Source organism: Streptomyces sp. NPDC001530 (assembly GCF_042894545.1).
Classification (GTDB): Bacteria; Actinomycetota; Actinomycetes; order Streptomycetales; family Streptomycetaceae; genus Streptomyces.
Genome location: NZ_JBIAVS010000006.1, coordinates 239,127 through 259,870 on the forward strand (window position 1 = coordinate 239,127; position 20,744 = coordinate 259,870).

Below are 20,744 nucleotides of genomic sequence, written 5' to 3' on the forward strand. Positions count from 1 at the left end.
CGCACGCACGCCCAGCTCGCGGACGCCGGGCGCACGCCCAGCTCACGAACGCCCGCCCAGTTCACGCACGCCTAGCGCACGCGCGCGTAGTCCGTCGTCAGGACCAGGTCCTTGGCGGGCCCGCCCACCCGCCACACCGTGCGCCAGCGATCCTCCGCGTACACCGTGAACTCGCCCCGGTAGAGGTCCGCCGCGCATGGATGGTCGGCGACGTACCGCCCGGTGGTCAGGTCCAGGTCGTGGAAGGGCCGGCCGTCGGAGAACTGGACGAGGGCGGTCCCAGGGTTCGGTCCTGGCAGGAACCGCAGCGTCCGCTCGGCGGGCCGTGCGATGCCCTGCCACACGAACGTGCCGGATTCGTGGTGCAGCAGACCCGCGTCGTGCGGAAACCCGCCGCCCTCCGGCGAACCGGTCAGCGGTCCGGACCGTGGCCCGGGCAGCGGTCCGAAAACCGTCGTACCCGTGAAGCGTCCCTCCGTGCCGCTCGCGAGATCCCGCACGGAGCGCTCCACTCGCCAGCTCCCGGCCAGGTAGGCCAGCACGTCCACCACTGGCCAGAACTCGCCCATACCGTCCCGCGCTCCGTCCCGTCCGATGCTGCGCGACCCATTGACGCGCTCTGACCCCCTCCCTATCTTGCCGTTCGAAGTATTGATCGTTGTCTGATATTTCGAACAACTCAACACTCACAGAGCCGCGGAGTATCCATGTCACCCACCCGCACCCGCTGGAGACTCGGACTCACGGCCACCGCCCTCCTGGTGGCCTCAACCGTCGTTCCTGGGCCCGCTTCGGCGAACGCCGCCGCCGACGACGTCACCGACTACGCGATCACCGTCGACTCGAAGGGCTCCGGCGCGAAGATCGACGACACCATGTACGGCGTCTTCTTCGAGGACATCAACCGCGCCGCGGACGGCGGCCTGTACGCGGAGCTCGTACAGAACCGGTCGTTCGAGTACAGCACCGCCGACAACAACTCCTATACGCCGCTGACCTCCTGGACCGTCTCCGGCACCGCCAAGGCCGTGAACGACGACGGGCGCCTCAACGCCCGCAACCGCACCTACCTCTCCCTGGACGGCGGCTCGTCCGTCACCAACTCCGGCTACAACACCGGGATTTCGGTCGAGAGCGGCAAGGTGTACGACTTCTCGGTCTGGGCCCGCGCCGATGCCGCCTCGCCCCTGACCGTGACGCTGCAGGACTCCGAGGGCGCGCTCGCAGAGGCCCGCCAGGTCGCCGTGCGCGGGGGCTGGGCCAAGTACCGGGCGACGTTCACCGCGACCCGCACCAGCACCACCGGCCGTCTCACCGTCGCCGCCGCGAACCCCGTCGCGCTCGACATGATCTCGCTGCTGCCCCGGGACACATACAAGGGGCACGGCCTGCGCAAGGATCTCGCCGAGAAGATCGCCGCCCTCCACCCGGGCTTCGTGCGCTTCCCGGGCGGCTGCCTGGTCAACACCGGCAGCATGCAGGGATATGACGAGGCGTCCGGCTACCAGCGCAAGCGCTCGTACCAGTGGAAGGACACCATCGGCCCGGTCGAGCAGCGCGCCACCAACTCCAACTTCTGGGGCTACAACCAGAGTTACGGGCTCGGCTACTACGAGTACTTCCAGTTCGCCGAGGACACCGGCGCGATGCCGCTGCCCGTCGTGCCGGCGCTCGTCACCGGCTGCGGCCAGAACAAGGCCACCGACGACGACGCGCTGCTCAAGCGGCACATCCAGGACACCCTCGATCTCATCGAGTTCGCCAACGGTCCGGTGACCAGCGAGTGGGGCAGGAAGCGCGCCCAGATGGGCCATCCCAAGCCCTTCCACCTCACCCACCTCGAAGTCGGCAACGAGGAGAACCTGCCGAACGAGTTCTTCGCCCGCTTCAAGGAGTTCCGCGCCGCGATCGAGGCCAAGTACCCGAATGTCACGGTGATCTCCAACGCCGGTCCGGACGACAGCGGTTCGACCTTCGACACGGCCTGGAAGCTCAACAAGGACGGACACGTCGACATGGTCGACGAGCACTACTACAACAGCCCGCAGTGGTTCCTGCAGAACAACGACCGCTACGACTCGTACGACAGGAACGGCCCCAAGGTCTTCCTCGGCGAGTACGCCTCGGGTGGCAACACCTTCAAGAACGCCCTCTCCGAAGCCGCGTACATGACCGGCCTGGAGCGCAACGCGGACGTCGTGAAGCTCGCCTCGTACGCCCCGCTGCTCGCCAACGAGGACTACGTGCAGTGGCGCCCGGACATGATCTGGTTCAACAACCACGCCTCCTGGGGCTCGGCCGACTACGAGGTCCAGAAGCTCTTCATGAGCAACGTCGGCGACCGGGTGGTGCCCTCGACCGCCACCGGCACACCGTCGCTGAGTGCCCCCATCTCGGGCGCCGTCGGCCTGTCGACCTGGGCGACCACGGCGGCGTACGACGACGTCAAGGTCACCGGCGCGGACGGGACCACGCTGCTCAGCGACGACTTCAGCGGTGACGCCTCCCAGTGGACCCACACGGGCACCGGGAGCTGGAGCGTCCAGGACGGGCAGTACGTGCAGACCGACGAGGCCGCGACCAACACCATGGTCCAGGCGGGCGACCCGGCCTGGCACGACTACGACCTGCACGTGAAGGCCACCAAGAAGTCCGGCAAGGAGGGCTTCCTCGTCGCCTTCGGCGTCAAGGACACCGGCAACTACTACTGGTGGAACCTCGGCGGCTGGAACAACACCACCTCCGCGGTCGAACAGGCCGTGGACGGCGGCAAGTCGTCGCTGATCTCCAAGGCCGGTTCGATCGAGACGGGTCGTGCCTACGACATCGACATCAAGGTACGAGGCCGCCAGGTCACCCTCTACCTGGACGGCCAGGAGTGGGGCAGCTTCAAGGACGACAAGCCCGCGGAGCCGTTCCGCCAGGTCGTCACGCGGGACGCGAAGACCGGTGACCTCATCGTCAAGGTCGTCAACGCCCAGTCCGCGGACGCCCGTACGGCGATCGACCTGGGCGGGGCGAAGGTCTCGTCGAAGGCCGGGGTGACGACGCTGGCGGCGGCGCCCGACGCAGTGAACAGTGAGACCGCGACGGCGGTCGCACCGGTCACCTCCACCTTCGAGGGAGTCGCCGCCAAGTTCACGTACACCTTCCCGGCGAACTCCGTGACCTTCCTGAGGATCAAGCAGAAGTAGCCCTCAAGAAGCGGTAGCCGATCAAGAAGTGGTAGCCGATCAAGAAGCGGTAGCCCTCAAGAAGGGTCGGCCGATGTCGTGGGCTGCTGTCCGACGGGCAGCAGCCCACGCTCGGCGAACACCTTCTTCGCCGCGAACGTGGCGTTCAGCGCCTTGGGTATGCCGCAGTACACCGCCGAGTGCAGCAGGGCCTCGACGATCTGCTCCGGCGAAAGGCCCACGTTCAGCGCGGCGTTGACGTGCACGTCCAGCTGGGCCTCGCAGCCGCCGAGCGCGGTGAGCATGCCGAGGGTCACCAACTGGCGGTCGCGCGGGGCGAGTCCGGGCCGGTCGTAGATGTCGCCGAAGGCCCAGGCGACGATCTGGTGGCCGAGTTCCGGGTTGATGTCGGAGAGCGCGTCGACGACCCGCTGCCCGGCCTCGCCGTCGACGCGCTTGAGCACGTCCAGCCCGTGCTCGAAGCGCTCTTCGCGGGTGGTGGCGTTGCTGGTGCTGGTGCTGGTGCTGGTGCTGGTGCTGGTGCTGGTGCTGGTGCTGGTGCTCATGCGTCGTCGTCCGTTCCCGGCTGCCCGAACTCGCTGTCGGTGAGCAGTCGTTCGTAGTGGTCGATCTTGTCGTCGAGGGCCGCTGCGTTGCGGCGCAGACTGCGGATGCGGTCCGCCAGGTCGGCGCGGTGCTCCCGGAGCATCGCGAGCCGTTCGGGGACCGTGGCGTCGCCCCGCGCCCGCAGCTGCGCGAACCGTTGCATGTCCGCGATCGACATGCCCGTCTCGCGCAGCCGGATCAGGAACTCCAGCCAGGCCAGGTCGGCCATCTCGTACCGCCGCTGGTTCCCGGTGGTCCGGCCGACCCGTTCGATCAGGCCGGCCTTCTCGTAGTACCGCAACGTGTCGTGCGAGAGTCCGGTGCGCTCGACGACCTCGGCGATCGTGAGCGTCGGTTCCTGGCTGCGCGGGAGGGGCTGTCCGCTGGTCATGACAGGAACGGTAGAACCTGGAGCGCGCTCCAGGTCAAGCTCGGCCGACAACGTGCCCGGTCGGTACCTCGTACGCCGTCAGCGCGAGCGCGGCACGGAGCACGGCGCGTGGCTGGGCAACCGGATGATCGCCGACTGACGCACGAGGGTCAGGAGCGGCGGCGGGGCTTGCCGCGCTTGGCGCCGCGCTTGGCAGCTCCGGAACCGCCGCCGCGTGCGCTCTTGCCGCTCGACTTGCCCGCCGCGGGGTTCCGCCGTGCGCCGCCGCCCGTCTCGGAGCGCTTGGGTGCGGGCTTGGACTTCGGCTGGACGGCGGCCGGAGTACGACCGCGCGTGCTGTTGACCGTCCGGCCGCGGACGATCCCGATGAAGTCCTCCACCAGGTCGGTGGTCCCGTCCTGCGGCCAGGACAGCGCGACCCGCGACTCGGGGGCGTCCGTGACCGGCCGGTACGTGAGGTCCTTGCGGTGGTGGAGGCGGGCGAGGGACTGCGGGACGACGAGGAGTCCGATGCCCGCCGCCACGAGCTCGACGGCGTCCGCCGTGGTGGCGGGGCGCTCGATCGCGGGCTGTCCGGGCAGTCGCTCCCATTCGAGGGTGTCGTCGAGGGGGTGCAGCACGATGTCGTCGGCGAGATCCTCCGTGGAGACCTCGTCGACCGCCGCCACGACGTGGTCCTTCGGGACCACGACCACCGTCGTCTCGGTGTAGAGGGGGATCGCACTGAGGTCGGTCCGGTCGACCGGCAGCCGTACGAAGCCCGCGTCGGCGCCACCGCTCCGCAGCAGGCCGAACGCCTCGGCGGCGGAGACCGCGACGAGGGCCAGCGGGATGTCGCGGAACCGCTCGTTCCAGGTCCGCACCCACTTGGCGGGCGTGACCCCCGGGACGTACGCGAGGCGGAACGAGGGGGGTACTTCGGAGCCAGTCACCTCGTCAGGTTACCGGTCACGGTCACAGGCGTCGTACGCCTGCGATGTGGACCGTCGTCCCACAGGTGCCGCGTGGACTGCCGTCCCACACGTGATGGTCGGCGGTGGCTCAGACGCTCGATACCCTTGGCACCATGAGTTCGCACCAGACCACCCAGACGATGAAGCCCGCGACGGCGGCGAAGAAGCTGGGTGTGTACCTCGAGGCCACCCCCGCCGAGTTCCAGGAGGGTGTCGTCTCGCGTGCCGAGCTGAACGCGCTGCAGGCCAATCCGCCCGAGTGGCTCCAGGAACTGCGCCGCAACGGCCCGCACCCCCGGCCCGTGGTCGCGGCCAAGCTGGGCGTCTCCATCGCGGGGCTCGCCCGGGGCGGGGTCACCGAGGCCCTCACCACCGAACAGATCGAGGCCCTGAAGACGGACAACCCCGAGTGGCTGCGGCGGGAGCGCGCCACCCAGGCCGAGGTCCGCAAGGAAGCGGTCCGCATCAAGGAGAGGAACGCGGAGCGCGCCGGCCAGCCCCGCGACCAGCGTTCCTGACGCGGACCGCGCTGCATTCCCTCCATTCCGTCTACTCCGGGTTGTACGGGGCGCCCGGGAAGCCTGTGGTACGACAGCGACGCCTCAGCCCCCAGGCAGTCGCGCCAGGCCCCGACAGTCGCGCCAAGCCCTGGCGGTCGAGCCGAGCCCCTGACAGTCGCGCCCGCGCCGTGAGATCGTCCGCGGGTGACCGACTTTGCAGACTCTGCGAACTCTGCCGACTCCGTCGACTCTGCCGAGGAAACCATCCCGGGACGGCCGGACGACCGCGCCGCGTCCGCGCTGCGCTTCGCCGTGGAACTCGTCGCCTGGGTCGCGACGCCGTGGGCGCTGGCCGCCCACTCATGGCTGCTCGCCGTCCTCTCCGTGGTGTTGCTGATCGGCCTTCCGACCTGCTTCTCCACCCCGGGTGACAAGGCCCACGTGATCATCGCGGTGCCGGGCCGGGTCACGATCCTCCTCGTACTGCTCCAGCTCGCCGCCGCCGTGACGTCCTCGTGGCTGGCCTGGCCCGCGTGGGCGGCGGGCCTCGTCACCCTGCTGGCTGCCGCCACCCTCGTCACGGAACGCCCCCGCTGGCGGTGGCTGACCTCCGCGCACCAGCTCGCCGACTGAGGCCCTGCCCTTGCCCCTGCCCCCTCCGGCCGATGCTGTGATTGCCGACGGCGGGATTACCGGTGCGGGATTACCGATGCCGGATTGCATAAACGTGCACCGATACGTATAGTCATGCCATCCAAGAGGAGGGTTCCATGGCGGTACGTGCGGCAGTGGCAGGAGCGAGTGGGTACGCGGGTGGGGAACTGCTGCGTCTGCTCCTGGTGCACCCCGAGATCGAGATCGGCGCTCTGACCGGCAACTCCAACGCGGGCCAGCGCCTCGGCGCACTGCAGCCGCACCTGCTGCCGCTCGCGGATCGCGTCCTCCAGGAGACGACCCCCGAGGTCCTCGCCGGGCACGACGTCGTGTTCCTCGCGCTGCCCCACGGGCAGTCCGCCGCCGTCGCCGAGCAGCTCGGCCCGGATGTGCTGGTCGTCGACATGGGCGCCGACTTCCGGCTGAAGGACCCGGCCGACTGGGAGAAGTTCTACGGCTCCGCGCACGCCGGGACCTGGCCGTACGGCCTCCCCGAACTGCCGGGTGCCCGCGCTGCGCTGGAGGGGTCCAAGCGCATCGCGGTGCCCGGTTGCTACCCGTCGGCCGCCTCGCTGGCCCTCTTCCCGGCGTACGCCGCGGGGCTCGCCGAGCCGGAAGCCGTGATCGTCGCCGCCTCCGGCACGTCCGGCGCCGGCAAGGCGCCCAAGGCGCACCTCCTCGGCAGCGAGGTCATGGGCTCCATGTCCCCGTACGGCGTCGGCGGCGTCCACCGGCACACCCCCGAGATGATCCAGAACCTCGGCGCCGCCGCCGGTGAGCCCGTCACCGTCTCCTTTACGCCGACCCTCGCGCCGATGCCCCGCGGCATCCTCGCCACGTGCAGTGCCAAGGCCAGGCCCGGCGTCACCGCCGAGTCGGTGCGGGCCGCGTACGAGAAGGCGTTCGCGGACGAGCCGTTCGTGCACCTGCTGCCCGAGGGGCAGTGGCCCGCCACGGCGTCCGTCTACGGTTCCAACGCCGTTCAGGTCCAGGTCGCATACGACGCCGCCGCGCACCGCATCATCGCGATCAGCGCCATCGACAACCTGACCAAGGGCACCGCGGGCGGTGCCGTCCAGAGCATGAACCTCGCCCTCGGGCTTCCCGAGGAGCTGGGCCTTTCCACGATCGGAGTCGCACCGTGAGTGTCACGGCAGCACAGGGATTCACGGCGGCCGGGATCGCCGCCGGGATCAAGGAGAACGGCAACCCGGACCTGGCCCTCGTGGTCAACAACGGGCCCCGCCTCGCCGCCGCGGGAGTCTTCACCTCCAACCGCGTGAAGGCCGCGCCGGTGCTCTGGTCGGAACAGGTACTGAAGAGCGGCCAGTTGACCGCGGTCGTCCTCAACTCCGGAGGCGCCAACGCCTGTACGGGACCGAAGGGTTTCCAGGACACCCACGCCACCGCGGAGAAGGTCGCCGAGTCGCTGAACGCCGCAGGACTCGGCGAGGTCGGCGCGGGCACGGTCGCGGTGTGCTCGACCGGCCTCATCGGCGTGCTCCTGCCGATGGACAAGCTGCTGCCGGGCGTCGACACGGCCGTCGCCCAACTCAGCCCGCACGGCGGCGAGAAGGCCGCCATCGCCATCAAGACCACCGACACCGTGCACAAGACGTCGGTCGTGACCAAGGACGGCTGGACCGTCGGCGGCATGGCCAAGGGCGCCGGCATGCTCGCCCCCGGCCTCGCCACCATGCTCGTCGTGGTGACCACGGACGCCGACGTGGACAGCGAGACCCTCGACAAGGCGCTGCGCGGGGCCACGAAGGTCACCTTCGACCGCGTCGACTCCGACGGCTGCATGTCCACCAACGACACCGTGCTGCTGCTCGCCTCCGGCGCCTCCGAAGTGACCCCGGAATACGGCGAGTTCGCCGAGGCGGTACGGGCGGTCTGCGACGACCTCGGTCAGCAGCTCATCCGTGACGCCGAGGGCGCCAGCAAGGACATCAAGGTCGAGGTCATCAACGCCGCGACCGAGGACGACGCCGTCGAGGTGGGCCGCTCCATCGCCCGCAACAACCTCCTCAAGTGCGCGATCCACGGCGAAGACCCCAACTGGGGCCGCGTCCTCTCGGCCATCGGCACGACCCGAGCCGCCTTCGAGCCCGACCAGTTGAACGTCGCCATCAACGGCGTCTGGGTCTGCAAGCACGGCGGCGTCGGCGAGGACCGCGACCTCGTCGACATGCGCTACCGCGAGGTCCACATCGTCGCCGACCTCGCCGCCGGCGGCGAGACCGCCACCATCTGGACCAACGACCTCACCGCCGACTACGTCCACGAGAACAGCGCCTACTCCTCATGAGCACTACGCGTAAGCACACCGCACTGCCCAAGGCCCAGATCCTCATCGAGGCGCTGCCCTGGCTGACCCGGCACCACGGCAAGACGGTCGTCATCAAGTTCGGCGGCAACGCCATGGTCAACGAAGAGCTGAAGGCCGCCTTCGCGCAGGACGTCGTCTTCCTGCGGCACGCCGGCCTCAAGCCCGTCGTCGTGCACGGCGGCGGCCCGCAGATCAGCGCCGCCCTCGACCGGCACGGCATCGTCAGCGAGTTCAAGGCGGGCCTGCGCGTCACCACCGAGGACGCCATGGACGTCGTACGCATGGTGCTGGCCGGACAGGTGCAGCGCGAGCTGGTCGGGCTGCTCAACCAGCACGGGCCGCTCGCCGTCGGCATGACCGGCGAGGACGCACACACCATAACCGCCACCAAGCACCAGCCCGAGATCGACGGCGAGCTCGTCGACATCGGCCGGGTCGGCGAGATCACCGACATCGACACGGGTGCCATCGAGGCGCTGCTCTCCGACGGCCGGATCCCGGTCGTCTCCTCGATCGCCCGCTCCCAGGACGACGGACATGTCTACAACGTCAATGCTGATACGGCGGCTGCGGCACTCGCTGCGGCACTGGGCGCCGAAACCCTCATGGTCCTCACAGACGTCGAGGGCCTCTACGAGGACTGGCCCAACAGCGACGAGGTGATCAGCCGGCTCACCGCTTCCGAGCTGGAGAAACTGCTGCCCGAGCTGGCCAGCGGCATGGTGCCGAAGATGGAGGGCTGTCTGCACGCCGTGCGCAACGGCGTCACCACGGCCCGTGTCATCGACGGCCGGGTCCAGCACTCGATCCTGCTGGAGATCTTCACCGACGAAGGGATCGGCACGATGGTCGTGCCGGACGCGAATCCCGATGCAGAGGGGGATGCCGAATGAGCGCCAATCAGGAACTGACCCAGCGGTGGCAGGGCGCGCTGATGGACAACTACGGCACCCCGCGGCTGCCGCTCGTCCGCGGCGAGGGCACCAAGCTGTGGGACGCCGACGGCAAGCAGTACCTCGACTTCGTCGGCGGCATCGCGGTCAACGCGCTCGGGCACGCCCACCCCGCGATCGTCGAGGCCGTCAGCCGGCAGATCGGCTCCCTCGGCCATGTCTCCAACCTCTTCGTCGCCGAGCCGCCCGTTGCGCTCGCCGAACGGCTCCTCCAGCTCTTCGGGCGCGAGGGCCGGGTGTACTTCTGCAACTCGGGTGCCGAGGCCAACGAGGGCGCCTTCAAGATCGGCCGGCTGACCGGTCGGACGCACATGGTCGCCACCACGGGCGGCTTCCACGGCCGCACCATGGGCGCCCTCGCGCTCACCGGCCAGCCCGGAAAGCAGGAGCCGTTCCTGCCGCTGCCCGGCGATGTCACGCATGTCCCGTACGGCGATGCGCAGGCCCTGGCCGAAGCGGTCACCGAGGACACCGCCCTGGTGATCATCGAGCCCGTCCAGGGCGAGAACGGCGTGGTCGTACCGCCCGCCGGCTACCTCAAGGCGGCCCGCGCGATCACCGCCGCCACCGGAGCCCTCCTCGTCCTCGACGAGGTGCAGACCGGAATCGGCCGGACCGGACACTGGTTCGAGTACCAGGCCCACGAGGGCGTCCTGCCGGACATCGTCACGCTCGCCAAGGGCCTCGGCGGCGGACTGCCGCTCGGCGCCACCGTCGCCTTCGGCCGGGCCGCCGGACTGCTGCAGCCCGGTCAGCACGGCACGACCTTCGGCGGCAACCCGGTCGTCTGCGCCGCCGGACTCGCCGTCCTCGACACGATCGAGTCCGAGGGACTCCTCGAGAACGTGAAGCGCACGAGCGAGAAGCTGCGGGACGGAATCGAGTCACTCGGGCACCCGTTGATCGACCATGTCCGGGGTGCGGGGCTGCTCCTGGGTATCGTGCTCACCGAGCCGCTCGCACCCCAGGTGCAGCAGGCGGCTCAGGACGCCGGTCTCCTGGTGAACGCGCCCGCCCCCGATGTCGTACGGCTGATGCCGCCGCTGAACCTCGGCGATGACGAAGTGGAGGCGTTTCTCCAGGCCCTTCCCGGCGTGCTCGACGCAGCCAACGGGGATGGATGATCCTGAGAAATGGGACGACGACGATGAGTCAGGCGCAGGACCACGAGCACGCAGGGCCTGCCGTGCCGCAGACCCGCACCGCACGCCACCGCCGGATCGTGGACATCCTCAACCGGCAACCGGTGCGCTCGCAGAGCCAGTTGGCGAAACTCCTCGCCGACGACGGGCTGAGTGTCACGCAGGCGACGCTCTCCCGGGATCTGGACGAGCTGAACGCGGTGAAGATCCGCAACAACGACGGCGATCTCATCTACGCGGTACCGAGCGAGGGCGGCTTCCGCACGCCGCGCGCGCCGCTGGGTGAGTCGGCGAAGGAGGAGCGGATGCGGAGGCTGTCCGCGGAGCTGCTGATCTCCGCGGAGGCCTCGGCGAATCTCGTGGTGCTGCGCACCCCGCCGGGGGCCGCGCAGTTCCTGGCCTCGGCCATCGACCAGGCCGAGCTGCACGACATCCTGGGCACGATTGCCGGGGACGACACGTTGCTGCTGATCAGCCGCAACCCCACCGGGGGTCAGGCGCTCGCGGATCACTTGCTGCGGTTGGCTCAGAACAACCACTGAGGTGTACGGGAGTGGAGGCGCACCCCGATCGGGGTGCGCTTCGCTGCGCTCGGCTGCGCGCCGTCTGTGGTTGCCCGCGCGGTTCCCCGCACCCTTCGGCTACCCCAGACGTTGAGCGAGCCCTCCCGTGCACCTCACCTCGTCTCCCGCCGTGATCAGCAGGGCCTCGATGTCGGGGAGGGACTCCAGCCAGTCCAGGGCCTGGCGCGAGCCCATCGCGAAGGCGGCCGTCGCCCAGGCGTCGACCCAGGTCAGGCGGGGGCCCACGACGGTCACGGCGACCAGGTCGGTGACCGCGGACTTGCCGGTGCGCGGGTCGACGATGTGGGCGCCCCGCTCGGCGGTGCCGGAGGTGGCCACGGCCAGCTCGTCGACGCCGGCCGCGGAGACCACGGCAGCGAGCGAACCCGGCCGCAGCGGGTCCGACACACCGACCCGCCAGGGCCGGTGCGGCCCGGGCACGCCGATGAGCTGGACGTCACCGCCGCCGTTCACACTCACCCCGCTCGCCCCGGCCGCCGCGACGAGCCGCGCCGCGCGCTCGGCCGCCCAGCCCTTCACGATCCCCGTCGGGTCGAGCGGTCCCTCGTACGTCGTGCTGAACCAGCCCTCGCTCAGCCCTTCCGCCTCGGCGCCCAGACCGAGTACCTCGGCGACTTCGGGGTCGCACTCCTCGACGGTCAGCTCACCGCGCACGAGACGCGAGATCTGGCTGTCCTCGCGGTAGGTGCTGAACACCTCGTCCACCTGGTGGAGTTGGGCGATCGCCTGCTCCAACGCCGCCTGTACGGCGGCCGGTTCGCCTCCTCGTACGTCGAAGGAGAAGACCGTGCCCATGACCTCCTCGGCGTGGCGCAGCGCGGGCGGCGCCTCCGCGGGCTCAGCCACCGGCCTTGTCCAGGGCCGACTGCAGGGACTGCTTGTAGCCGCCGCTCGTGTACGTGGCACCGGACACCGCGTCGATGTCGGCGCTCCCGGCCGCCACCGCCTCCTGGTTGAGCTTGGGAATGGCCAGGGCGGTCTTCTGGTCGCTGGTTCCGCCGCTGGGCGCCTGGACCGCCTCGGCCTTGCTGATCCTGCCGCCGCTCACCGTGATGCGTACCTGGACCGGCCCGTACTGGGTCTGGGCCACGTCGCCGGTGACGGTCTTGGCCTGGGCGGACGACGACCCGGAGGAACTGGAGCCGGACGAGCCGGAGCCGGACGACCCGGACCCGGCGGAGCCTGATCCGGAGGACCCGGACGAAGCGCTGTTTCCCGCGGCCTTGGCCTTGTCCAGCGCGGATTGCAGCGACTGCTTGTAGCCGCCGCTCGTGTAGGTCGCCCCCGAGACCGCGTCGATGTCCGCGCTCTGTGCGGCGAGGGCCTCCTGGTTGAGTTTGGGTACGGCCAGGGCGGTCTTCTGGTCGCTGGTTCCGCCCTTGGGGGCCTGGACCGCCTCGGCCTTGGTGATCTTGCCGCCGCTCAGGGTGAGCTGTACCTGGACCGGCCCGTACTGGGTCTTCACCACGTCACCGGTGACGGTCTGCGAGCCCGTCTGCTGCGAGCTGCCGCCCTGGGGCGACTCCTGCACGCCCGCCGTCTGCTGCGGGGCCGCTCCCGCCGCCGCGGCCGTCGGGTCGGAGGACGGCTTCAGCGACAGCAGCAGGACGATCCCGGACACGGTGGCGGCGGTGGCGAGCACGACGCGCCGAATGGGGTGGCTCTTCTTCATCGCTCCTGACTCCCGTCGCTCACATCTCGAACGACTCGTGATGGATGCGGCGGGCGGGGACCCCCGCGCCGCGCAGTGCTTCGTACACCTGCTGAGCGAAGCCGGGCGGCCCGCACATGAAGACGTCGTGGCGGTCGATGTCCGGCAGCTTGAGTCGCAGCGACTCCGCCGAGATGTCCGGACGCTCCCCTTCGGGGCTGTTCACCGCGTACATCAAGCGGGCCCCGCGCTCCTTGGCGATGGCGGCGAGCTCGTCCCACAGGGCCAGATCCTGGGTGCTGTTGGCCCGGTAGAGCAGCGTCAGGTCGCCGGACGCGCCGGGCAGCGTCTCGAACAGCGCCCGCATCGGCGTGATGCCGACGCCACCCGCCACCAGCAACACCTTGCCGCGGCTGCGCTTGCCCGCCGTCAGCGCCCCGTACGGGCCTTCGGCCCAGACCCGAGTGCCCGGCTCCAGGTCGTGCAGGGCGGCGCTGTGGTCGCCGATCGCCTTCACGGTGATGCGCAGCATATGGGGGCGGGGCGCCGCCGACAGCGAGTACGGGTGGGAGCTGAGCCGCATCCCCGGCGCCAGGAAGCGCCAGCGGAAGAACTGCCCGGCCTCCGCGCCCATCCGGTGCAGCTTCTGGCCGCTGATCAGCACGGACACGATCCCGGGCGTCTCCTCGATCACCGCCTCGACCCGCATCCTGTGCTTCAGGTTGAGCCGGATCGGCGAGAGGATCCGGTACCAGATCACCAACGCGGTCACCGACCCGTACAGCCCGTACCAGACCGTCTTCGCGGTGGGCTCGACGGCGAAGTCGTTGCCGGTGGACAGCTGGTGCCAGAACGTCAGGAACACGGCCGCGTACGTCAGCAGGTGGACGTGGTACCAGGTGTCGTACGGGATCAGCCGGCGGATGCCGCCGATGGAGAGGAACCCGATGAGCAGCAGCAGACCCGTGCCGATCGCGGCCTTGCCCATGTCGGGCAGCTGGTTGACCGAGTCGATCGTCTGCTGCACGATCCCGCCGAGGCCCTTTCCGGACTGCAGGGCGTAGCCCCACATGGTCAGGAAGAGGTGGGCCAGGACCAGACAGATCGTGTACCGGCCGCTCATGGCGTGCCAGCGCGCGACCCGGTCGGAGCCCACCCGGCGTTCCAGGGCGGGCACCCGCGCCATCTGCAGCACCACGAGCGCCATCAGATAGCCGGCGAGCAGCCCGGTGATCCGGCCCGCGTTGAGAATCTTGCTGTTGTCGTCCGCGATGGACGGGGTGTTGTTCCACCACAGCCAGATGACCCCGGCCGCGCCCGCCCACACGGCGAGCAGCAGCGGGACGGCGGGCGAGCGTCGTGGGCGGATACGGCGCATGGTCTGGCGCCGCGCGGCGCGGCCACCGGCGATCGTGGACACGGTTCCTCCGTGTTCGTCCGTGGGGACGGGGCGAGGGGAGTGGCCCCCTGGCCCAGAGATACGGTCCACGACGGCCGTGCGTTCAGAGGCCCGCCGAGTCCAGTGCCGACTGGAGGGACTGCTTGTAACCGTCGCTGGTGTACGTGGCACCGGACACGGAGTCGATCTGGGCGCTCTGCGCGGCCAGCGCCTCCCGCCTGAGCTGGGGGATCGCGTAACTGTTGATCTCTTGGTCCTTCGGATTCTCCGTGGGGTAGGTGACCGCGGTGACGTCGGTGATCTTGCCGTTCTTCAGCGTGACACGCACCTGGACGGGGCCCCAACGGGTCTGGACCGTCTCACCGGTGACCGTCTTGGTGCCCGTGCTCTTCGTGCTTCCGGAGGAGCTGCCGGAAGAGCTTTCCCGCGACGGGGTCTGGGTCTGGGACGGGGACTGGCCGGCGGATGAGGATGCCTGGACCACGGTCGGCGGGGTGTGCGGCTTCAGCGACAGCAGCAGGACGACACCGGTGACCGTACTGGCGGCGGCCAGGACGACACGGCGCAGCGGACGTTGCTTCTTCAGGGCGTGCAAGGCGGCCTCACAGCTCGAACGACTCGTGGTGGATACGGCGGTCGGGGACACCCGCCGCGCGCAGCGCGCCGTACAGGTCCCGCGCCATCGCGGGCGGGCCGCACAGGTAGACGTCGTGCGCCGCGAGGTCGGGCACGCTCGCTCGCAGCGACTCGGCGGTGAACCGCGGGCGCGTGCCGTCGGCGCCGTTGACCGCGTACAGGACACGTGCCCCGCGCCACTTCGCGATGGCCTCCAACTCGGCGCCCAGCGCGAGGTCTTCGGCCGTACGCGCCCGGTAGAGCAGGGTGACCTGGCCGGGCAGCGTCTCGAACAGGGCGCGCAGCGGGGTGATGCCGACGCCGCCCGCGATCAGCAGCGCCTTGGGTGCGGTGCGCCGCTCGGCGGTCAGCGAACCGTACGGGCCCTCCGCCCACACCCGGGTGCCGGGCCGCAGCAGCCCCACGGCGGCACTGTGGTCGCCGAGCGCCTTCACGGTGATCCGCATCCGGTCGGGCCGGGGCGGCGCCGACAGCGAGTACGGCGTGGACGTCCACCGCATGCCGACCGAGAGGAACCGCCAGCGGAAGAACTGCCCGGCCCGGGCGCCCAGTTCGTCCAGCCGCTCCCCGCGTACGACGAGGGAGAAGACCCCGGGCGCCTCGCGGTACACGGACTCCACGCGCAGCTTGTGGCGCAGGTTCAGCCGCACCGGGACGAGCAGCCGGAACCAGACGACCAGCGCGGCCGTACCCAGGTAGAGCACGTACCAGGCGGCCTGTGCGGCGGTGTTCCCGACGAGGTCGGAGCCCAGCGCGAGCTGGTGGAAGAAGGCCAGGAAGATGGCCACGTACGTGAGCAGGTGCACGTAGTACCAGAACTCGTGGCTGATCCGACGGCGGGCCGCACGTGCCGAGGTGATCCCGACGGCGAACAGGATGAGCGTGCCGATCGTGGCCTTGAGCATGTCCGGATAGTCGAGGACGACGCTCAGCGTCTCGTGCACGATGCCCGACCCGTCCTGGGCGGCGTACCCGAAGAGGATCAGCGTGACGTGCGCGACGAGCAGGCAGATCGTGTACCGGCCGGCCATGGCGTGCCAGCGGGCCACCCGGTCGGAGCCTATGCGCCGCTCCAGAAGCGGGACCCGGGCCATCAGCGCCACCAGCACCGCGCAGCCGTAGCCGCACAGCAGCCCGGTGATCCGCCCGGCGTCGGTCAGCCAGCCGGCGAGGCCGACCACCGACCGTGTGTCGTACCACCACAGGGCGACGGCGGCGGCGGCTCCGGCCCAGAGCAGGGCCAGCAGTGGCCCGGCGGGCGAGGGTCGGGGGCGCCCGCGCCCTCGTGTCGGGCGCGGGGTGGCCGCCCGCTCGTACACGGTGGTCATATGTCCGTCCTTCCGGCTGTCCGGGAGGAAACTGTGCGGCCGTAACTTCTGAGGAAGCTCTGAACGGGGGCGTTCAGCGGGGACTCACAGAGAACTGAGAGGGGAGGGCTGGGGCGGCTCAGCGGAAACCGGGAGCCGGGAGCCGGGAGGAGGGGTGACTCAGAGGAAACCGAGAGCCGGGAGGACGGGTGACTCAGAGGAAACTCAGAGGTGGCAGGTGGGGGGTGCGGCCTCCGCGAGGGGAGATGCTGGAAGGGACATGAACACTCCCCGCTCCCGAGGCAACGGCCGGCCCGCACTCACCCGCCCCGACGGCACCGCCGTACGCGTCCTCGTCGTCGACGACGACCCGGACCTGGCCGAGGTCCTCTCCGGGGCCCTGCGCTACGAGGGCTGGGAGGTGCGCACGGCGGGCGACGGGGCCTCGGCCGTCACCGGGGCGCGGGAGCTGCTGCCCGACGCGGTCGTCCTCGACGTCATGCTCCCGGACACCGACGGCTTCGCCGTGCTGCGCGAGCTGCACACCGTGAAACCCGACGTCTGCGTCCTCTTCCTCACCGCGCGGGACGCCGTCGAGGACCGGATCGCCGGCATCACCGCGGGCGGCGACGACTACGTCACGAAACCGTTCAGCCTGGAGGAGGTCGTCGCCCGGCTGCGCGGGCTGCTGCGCCGCGCGGGCATGGCCCGGCAGCTGGAAGAGGGACCCCGGCTCGTCGTCGGCGACCTCGTCATGGACGAGGAGGCCCGCGAGGTGACCCGCGGCGGCGAGCTGATCGAGCTCTCGCCGACCGAGTTCGAACTCCTGCGCTTCTTGATGCGCAACCCGCGCCGCGTACTCAGCAAGGCGCAGATCCTCGACCGCGTCTGGTCCTACGACTTCGGCGGCCAGGCCCATGTCGTCGAGCTCTACATCTCGTATCTGCGCAAGAAGGTGGACGCGGGCCGCGAGCCCATGATCCACACGGTGCGGGGCGCCGGATACGTGATCAAGCCGGTGGCGGGTCGATGAGGCGGCCGCGGTGGTCCCGGGCGCGACCGCGGTGGTGGTCCCGGCTGGCAGCGGGCGTGCGCGGGCTGCCGCGCCCGCGCACGATGCGGGCGCGGCTCACCGCCGGGCTCGTGGTGCTGCTCGCCGTCAGCTGCGCCGCGGTCGGGGTGGCCGCTGTGTACGAGCTGAACGGCTTCCTCACCGGCCGCGTCGACCAGCAGCTGCACGACGTGGGAGTGCGCTATCCCGCGAGCCTGGAGCACGGGAACGACCTGCCGAAGTCGGACCACGACGGCGACGAACACGGCGACACACGCAAGCAGAGCACCGGCACTTTCGGCGCCCGGCTGGTGGGCCCGGACGTCACCAACGCGGCGGTCGTGCCCTCGGGAGACAACGCGACCGGCCAGAACGTGTCCGTGACACCCGCCGACAAGAAGGCCCTTGCCGGAGTCCCGATCGACGGCAGGGGACACACCATCTGCCTGTCGGCGGTGGGCGAGTACCGGGTGATGGCGTCGCGCGGAATCGACGGTGACGTGCTGATCACCGGACTGCCGATGGAGCCGGTCACGGCCACGGTCCACCGGCTGGAACTGGTCGCCGGCTGCGTCTTCGGAGTCGCCCTCGCGGTCGCCGGAGTGGCCGGGGCCCTGTGGGTGCGCTGGTCGCTGCGTCCGCTGAGCCGGGTTGCCGCGACCGCGACCCGGGTCAGCGAACTCCCGCTCGCCAGCGGCGAGGTGGCACTGCCGCCGCGCGCCCCCGAGTCCGACCCGCGCAGCGAGGTGGGCCGTGTCTCCGGTGCCTTCAACCGCATGCTCGGCCATGTCGAGGACGCGCTGACCAAACGGCACGCGAGCGAGGAACGGCTGCGCAGCTTCGCCGCCGACGCCAGCCATGAGCTGCGCACCCCGGTCGCCTCGGTCCGCGGCCACGCGGAACTGGCTCTGCTGCACCCGGGCCCGGTGCCCTCCAAGGTGACCCGCGCTCTGGAACGCATCGCCGCCGAGTCGGCCCGCATGGGCGAGATGGTCGACGACCTGCTGCTCCTCGCCCGCCTCGACGCCGGTCGCCCCCTGGAGCAGGTCCCCGTCGACCTCACCCGCCTCGTCCTCGACGCGGTCACCGATGCCCGGGCCGCCGGCCCCGACCACCGCTGGACGCTGGAGCTGGCGGAGGAGCCGGTCACGGTGACGGGCGACGCGCACCGGCTCCAACAGGTGTTGGCCAACCTGTTGGCCAACGCCCGTTTGCACACACCCGTTGGCATCAAGGTGACGGTGTCATTGGCGGTCGACGACACGGTGTCGCTGGCGGTCAACGACACGACGGCCGTCCTCACCGTCCATGACGACGGCCCAGGAGTTCCTCAGGACGTCCAGCCCGGCGTCTTCGAACGCTTCACCCGAGCCGACCGCCGCCGCACCGAGGGCACGGGCGGCGGCGCGGGGCTGGGCTTGTCGATCGTGGCGGCGGTGGTGGAGGCGCATGGGGGAAGCGTGCGGTTGGAAAGCCGCCCGGGGGCGACGACGTTCACGGTGCGACTTCCAGTGGGCGCATAAGGGGCGCGGGTCGGTGACATATGCGGCTCCGCCGCGTGGGCGCGACCAGCCGCAAACGGCCGGTAGCCACGAGACCGCCTACACCCCTACGGCGCAGTCGTACTCGATGGCGCAGTCGTACTCGGCGGCAGCGGAAGCGGCAGCCCAGGCAGGCCGTCCAGGCTCGTAGCGATGTGCTCCTTCTTGGCGAAGTACTCGCTGAGCGAGGCGTCGTCCTCGCGCGCGAAACGCTTGCCGTGCAGTTCGCGGTCCTCGTCGTACGACATGTAGGGCACCGCGTAGCCGCAGGAGTCGCGGATGAGTTCGGCCGTCACCACGATGACCGCGCGCAGACCGTGCGGGTTGGGGTCGATGCCCGGGAAACGGGCGAGCAGTTCCTTGAAGCGCGGGTCGTCGCGGAAGACCGGCTCCCCCCGGCCGTGCACCCGGACGATGTTCGGCGGGCCCTGGAAGGCGCACCACATCAGGGTGATCCGGCCGTTCTCGCGCAGGTGCGCGATCGTCTCGGCGTTGCTTCCCGCGAAGTCCAGGTACGCCACGGTCAGTTCGTCCAGTACGGCGAACGAGCCGGTGAGTCCCTTGGGGGAGAGGTTGACCGTGCCGTCCCCGGACAAGGGCGCGGTCGCGGTGAAGAAGAGGGGCTGCGCCTCGATGAACGTACGCAGGCGGCCGTCTATGCGCTCATAGATCTTTCCCATGTCTAACGATTATTGAGGAAAGTCCTTCGTCTGTCTAAGGAATTGTGCGTTCCGGCAGTTCTTCCGGTGGTCGTTCCGGCGGAACTGTGGCCGCCCCGGCCGGCGCTCGGCGGGGCGGCCACAGTGCCTGTCACATCACTTGGTGAGCGTGCAGGCCGCGAGGGAGTCCAGGCCCTGCGGCTTGGCGGCGGTGCGGCCGATGGAGATCGCGATGCGGTCGATGGTGGAGACGCGCTTGTCCTTCAGGGGGCCGAGGATCGCGTTCTGGACGAAGTTGGGTCCGCCCTGGCCGACGGTGTTCGCCAGCCGCGTGTTCGCCTCGGAGATCTGGGTGTTCAGCAGCGCGAGGTTGCGGTCGACCTCGGCCTTGGCTGAGGCGGGGATCGCGGGCAGCTTCGAGGCGACGTCGGGGCACGAGATGGTGCCCGCGGCGTTGGTGTTGCCCGCATTCCCAGTGTTTCCCGTATTTCCGGTGTTGCCATTGTTGCCATTGTTGTTGCCTGTGTTGCCTGTGTTGCCTGTGTTGCCGCCCGCCTGCTGGGTGGCCGTCGCGCTCGGGGCCGCCGTGGCGGTGTTTCCGGCGCCGCTCGCGTTGAGCGTGCACGGGGCCAGCGCGTCCAGCCCCTGCGGCTTGGCCGCCGTACGCCTGATGGCCGTCGCGATGCGGTTGATGGTGGCGACCCGCTTGTCCTTGAGTGGACCGAGGATCGCGTTCTGGACGAAGTTCGGGCCGCCCTGGCCCACCGTGTCGACGAGCCGCTTGTTGGCCTCGGAGATCTGGGTGTTCAGCAGCGTGAGGTTGCGGTCGACCTCGGCCTTGGCGGAGGCGGGGATCGCGGGCAGGCTCGGCGCGACGGCCGGGCAGTTCACCGTGCCCGGGGAGGCCGCGGCCTTCGTCGTGGCGTTCTGACCGCTGCTCTTGGACGTCTCCCCGGCCAAGGCGGAGCCGGCGATCACCGCTCCGGACAGCACCACCGCGGCGGCGCCGCCGATCATCACGACGCGGCGCTTGTTGTACTTCGGAAGAGCCCTGGACATGCGGAAGCCTCACTCGGGTCGGGGGTGTTCGTCGTTTACAACGCGGCGCCTGCGTTCGCCGAGGGGTACGGGTAAGCGGTTTCCCGCGTTCAAAGGCTCGTCAAAAATCCCTCACGGCCCGAGTTCGGCGAGCTTCGGATTGACGAATCATGC

The 20,744-nt window shown here is 70.2% G+C and carries 22 protein-coding genes; 11 read left to right on the forward strand and 11 right to left on the reverse strand.

Annotated features, from left to right (window positions below):
- Positions 1 to 71: 71 nt before the first annotated feature.
- Positions 72 to 569 (reverse strand): DUF6314 family protein, encoded by a 498-nt coding sequence (locus tag ACFY0T_RS13940; protein WP_388868800.1) that lies wholly within the window; start codon positions 567 to 569, stop codon positions 72 to 74.
- Between the two features lie 138 nt (positions 570 to 707).
- Between ACFY0T_RS13940 and ACFY0T_RS13945 the strand changes: the two genes are divergently transcribed.
- On the forward strand, positions 708 to 3,194 hold the full coding sequence (locus ACFY0T_RS13945; RefSeq protein WP_388868802.1) for an alpha-L-arabinofuranosidase C-terminal domain-containing protein: 2,487 nt from the start codon (positions 708 to 710) through the stop codon (positions 3,192 to 3,194).
- 56 nt (positions 3,195 to 3,250) lie between these two features.
- Here the strand turns inward: ACFY0T_RS13945 and ACFY0T_RS13950 are convergent, their stop codons facing one another.
- Together ACFY0T_RS13950 and ACFY0T_RS13955 are read right to left on the reverse strand one after the other, a co-directional pair.
- A complete protein-coding gene (locus ACFY0T_RS13950) occupies positions 3,251 to 3,739 on the reverse strand; it encodes a carboxymuconolactone decarboxylase family protein (RefSeq protein WP_388868805.1) in 489 nt (162 codons plus the stop codon).
- Positions 3,736 to 4,170 carry a MerR family transcriptional regulator gene (locus tag ACFY0T_RS13955; protein ID WP_388868808.1) on the reverse strand — a complete coding sequence of 145 codons (435 nt, stop codon included), beginning with the start codon at positions 4,168 to 4,170 and terminating at the stop codon, positions 3,736 to 3,738. The genes ACFY0T_RS13950 and ACFY0T_RS13955 overlap by 4 nt, the downstream gene beginning before the upstream one ends.
- On the opposite strand from ACFY0T_RS13955, the gene ACFY0T_RS13960 reads away from it, so the two are divergent.
- The gene (locus ACFY0T_RS13960) at positions 4,169 to 4,309 is read left to right on the forward strand and encodes a hypothetical protein (protein ID WP_388868810.1); all 141 of its coding nucleotides are present in this window, start codon (positions 4,169 to 4,171) and stop codon (positions 4,307 to 4,309) included. The two genes, ACFY0T_RS13955 and ACFY0T_RS13960, sit on opposite strands and share 2 nt — an antisense overlap.
- 10 nt (positions 4,310 to 4,319) lie before the next feature.
- Here the strand turns inward: ACFY0T_RS13960 and ACFY0T_RS13965 are convergent, their stop codons facing one another.
- A complete protein-coding gene (locus ACFY0T_RS13965; protein ID WP_388868813.1) occupies positions 4,320 to 5,102 on the reverse strand; it encodes a LysR substrate-binding domain-containing protein in 783 nt (260 codons plus the stop codon).
- A 134-nt stretch (positions 5,103 to 5,236) separates the two neighbouring features.
- Here ACFY0T_RS13965 and ACFY0T_RS13970 point away from each other — a divergent pair, with 134 nt between their 5' ends.
- The 7 genes from ACFY0T_RS13970 (at position 5,237) to ACFY0T_RS14000 (ending at position 11,246) form a co-directional block, all read left to right on the forward strand.
- Positions 5,237 to 5,641, forward strand: coding sequence for a DUF5997 family protein (locus tag ACFY0T_RS13970; protein WP_388868815.1), 405 nt, complete (start codon positions 5,237 to 5,239; stop codon positions 5,639 to 5,641).
- Positions 5,642 to 5,887: 246 nt separating this feature from the next.
- The gene (locus ACFY0T_RS13975) at positions 5,888 to 6,256 is read left to right on the forward strand and encodes a hypothetical protein (protein WP_388869392.1); all 369 of its coding nucleotides are present in this window, start codon (positions 5,888 to 5,890) and stop codon (positions 6,254 to 6,256) included.
- 137 nt (positions 6,257 to 6,393) lie between these two features.
- On the forward strand, positions 6,394 to 7,422 hold the full coding sequence (argC, locus tag ACFY0T_RS13980; protein WP_388868818.1) for an N-acetyl-gamma-glutamyl-phosphate reductase: 1,029 nt from the start codon (positions 6,394 to 6,396) through the stop codon (positions 7,420 to 7,422).
- Positions 7,419 to 8,588, forward strand: a complete 1,170-nt coding sequence (gene argJ / locus ACFY0T_RS13985; RefSeq protein WP_388868821.1) for a bifunctional glutamate N-acetyltransferase/amino-acid acetyltransferase ArgJ — start codon at positions 7,419 to 7,421, stop codon at positions 8,586 to 8,588. The genes argC and argJ overlap by 4 nt, the downstream gene beginning before the upstream one ends.
- Positions 8,585 to 9,502, forward strand: a complete 918-nt coding sequence (gene argB, locus ACFY0T_RS13990) for an acetylglutamate kinase (RefSeq protein WP_388868823.1) — start codon at positions 8,585 to 8,587, stop codon at positions 9,500 to 9,502. The genes argJ and argB overlap by 4 nt, the downstream gene beginning before the upstream one ends.
- On the forward strand, positions 9,499 to 10,686 hold the full coding sequence (locus ACFY0T_RS13995) for an acetylornithine transaminase (RefSeq protein ID WP_388868826.1): 1,188 nt from the start codon (positions 9,499 to 9,501) through the stop codon (positions 10,684 to 10,686). Before argB ends, ACFY0T_RS13995 begins: the two co-directional genes overlap by 4 nt.
- A 23-nt stretch (positions 10,687 to 10,709) precedes the next feature.
- Positions 10,710 to 11,246 carry an arginine repressor gene (locus tag ACFY0T_RS14000; RefSeq protein ID WP_388868828.1) on the forward strand — a complete coding sequence of 179 codons (537 nt, stop codon included), beginning with the start codon at positions 10,710 to 10,712 and terminating at the stop codon, positions 11,244 to 11,246.
- Between the two features lie 99 nt (positions 11,247 to 11,345).
- On the opposite strand, the gene ACFY0T_RS14005 is transcribed toward ACFY0T_RS14000, so the two are convergent.
- The 5 genes from ACFY0T_RS14005 to ACFY0T_RS14025 all read right to left on the reverse strand — a co-directional run bounded on the left by ACFY0T_RS14005 (position 11,346) and on the right by ACFY0T_RS14025 (position 16,302).
- Positions 11,346 to 12,134: an FAD:protein FMN transferase gene (locus tag ACFY0T_RS14005; protein ID WP_388868831.1), complete on the reverse strand. Its 789-nt coding sequence runs from the start codon at positions 12,132 to 12,134 to the stop codon at positions 11,346 to 11,348.
- Positions 12,127 to 12,960 (reverse strand): FMN-binding protein, encoded by an 834-nt coding sequence (locus ACFY0T_RS14010; RefSeq protein WP_388868834.1) that lies wholly within the window; start codon positions 12,958 to 12,960, stop codon positions 12,127 to 12,129. The genes ACFY0T_RS14005 and ACFY0T_RS14010 overlap by 8 nt, the downstream gene beginning before the upstream one ends.
- 19 nt (positions 12,961 to 12,979) lie before the next feature.
- On the reverse strand, positions 12,980 to 14,317 hold the full coding sequence (locus tag ACFY0T_RS14015; RefSeq protein WP_388869394.1) for a ferric reductase-like transmembrane domain-containing protein: 1,338 nt from the start codon (positions 14,315 to 14,317) through the stop codon (positions 12,980 to 12,982).
- Positions 14,318 to 14,441: 124 nt separating this feature from the next.
- On the reverse strand, positions 14,442 to 14,933 hold the full coding sequence (locus ACFY0T_RS14020; protein WP_388868837.1) for an FMN-binding protein: 492 nt from the start codon (positions 14,931 to 14,933) through the stop codon (positions 14,442 to 14,444).
- A 7-nt stretch (positions 14,934 to 14,940) separates the two neighbouring features.
- Positions 14,941 to 16,302, reverse strand: coding sequence for a ferric reductase-like transmembrane domain-containing protein (locus tag ACFY0T_RS14025; RefSeq protein WP_388868840.1), 1,362 nt, complete (start codon positions 16,300 to 16,302; stop codon positions 14,941 to 14,943).
- Positions 16,303 to 16,561: 259 nt separating this feature from the next.
- Between ACFY0T_RS14025 and ACFY0T_RS14030 the strand changes: the two genes are divergently transcribed.
- Both ACFY0T_RS14030 and ACFY0T_RS14035 read left to right on the forward strand, forming a co-directional pair.
- Entirely contained in the window at positions 16,562 to 17,314 is a 753-nt protein-coding gene (locus ACFY0T_RS14030) for a response regulator transcription factor (protein ID WP_388868843.1), read from the forward strand.
- Positions 17,311 to 18,855: an ATP-binding protein gene (locus ACFY0T_RS14035; RefSeq protein ID WP_388868846.1), complete on the forward strand. Its 1,545-nt coding sequence runs from the start codon at positions 17,311 to 17,313 to the stop codon at positions 18,853 to 18,855. Before ACFY0T_RS14030 ends, ACFY0T_RS14035 begins: the two co-directional genes overlap by 4 nt.
- Positions 18,856 to 18,941: 86 nt before the next feature.
- On the opposite strand, the gene ACFY0T_RS14040 is transcribed toward ACFY0T_RS14035, so the two are convergent.
- Together ACFY0T_RS14040 and ACFY0T_RS14045 are read right to left on the reverse strand one after the other, a co-directional pair.
- Positions 18,942 to 19,553, reverse strand: coding sequence for a pyridoxamine 5'-phosphate oxidase family protein (locus ACFY0T_RS14040; RefSeq protein WP_388868848.1), 612 nt, complete (start codon positions 19,551 to 19,553; stop codon positions 18,942 to 18,944).
- Positions 19,554 to 19,688: 135 nt separating this feature from the next.
- Positions 19,689 to 20,591, reverse strand: a complete 903-nt coding sequence (locus ACFY0T_RS14045) for a hypothetical protein (protein ID WP_388868851.1) — start codon at positions 20,589 to 20,591, stop codon at positions 19,689 to 19,691.
- Positions 20,592 to 20,744 lie beyond the last annotated feature (153 nt).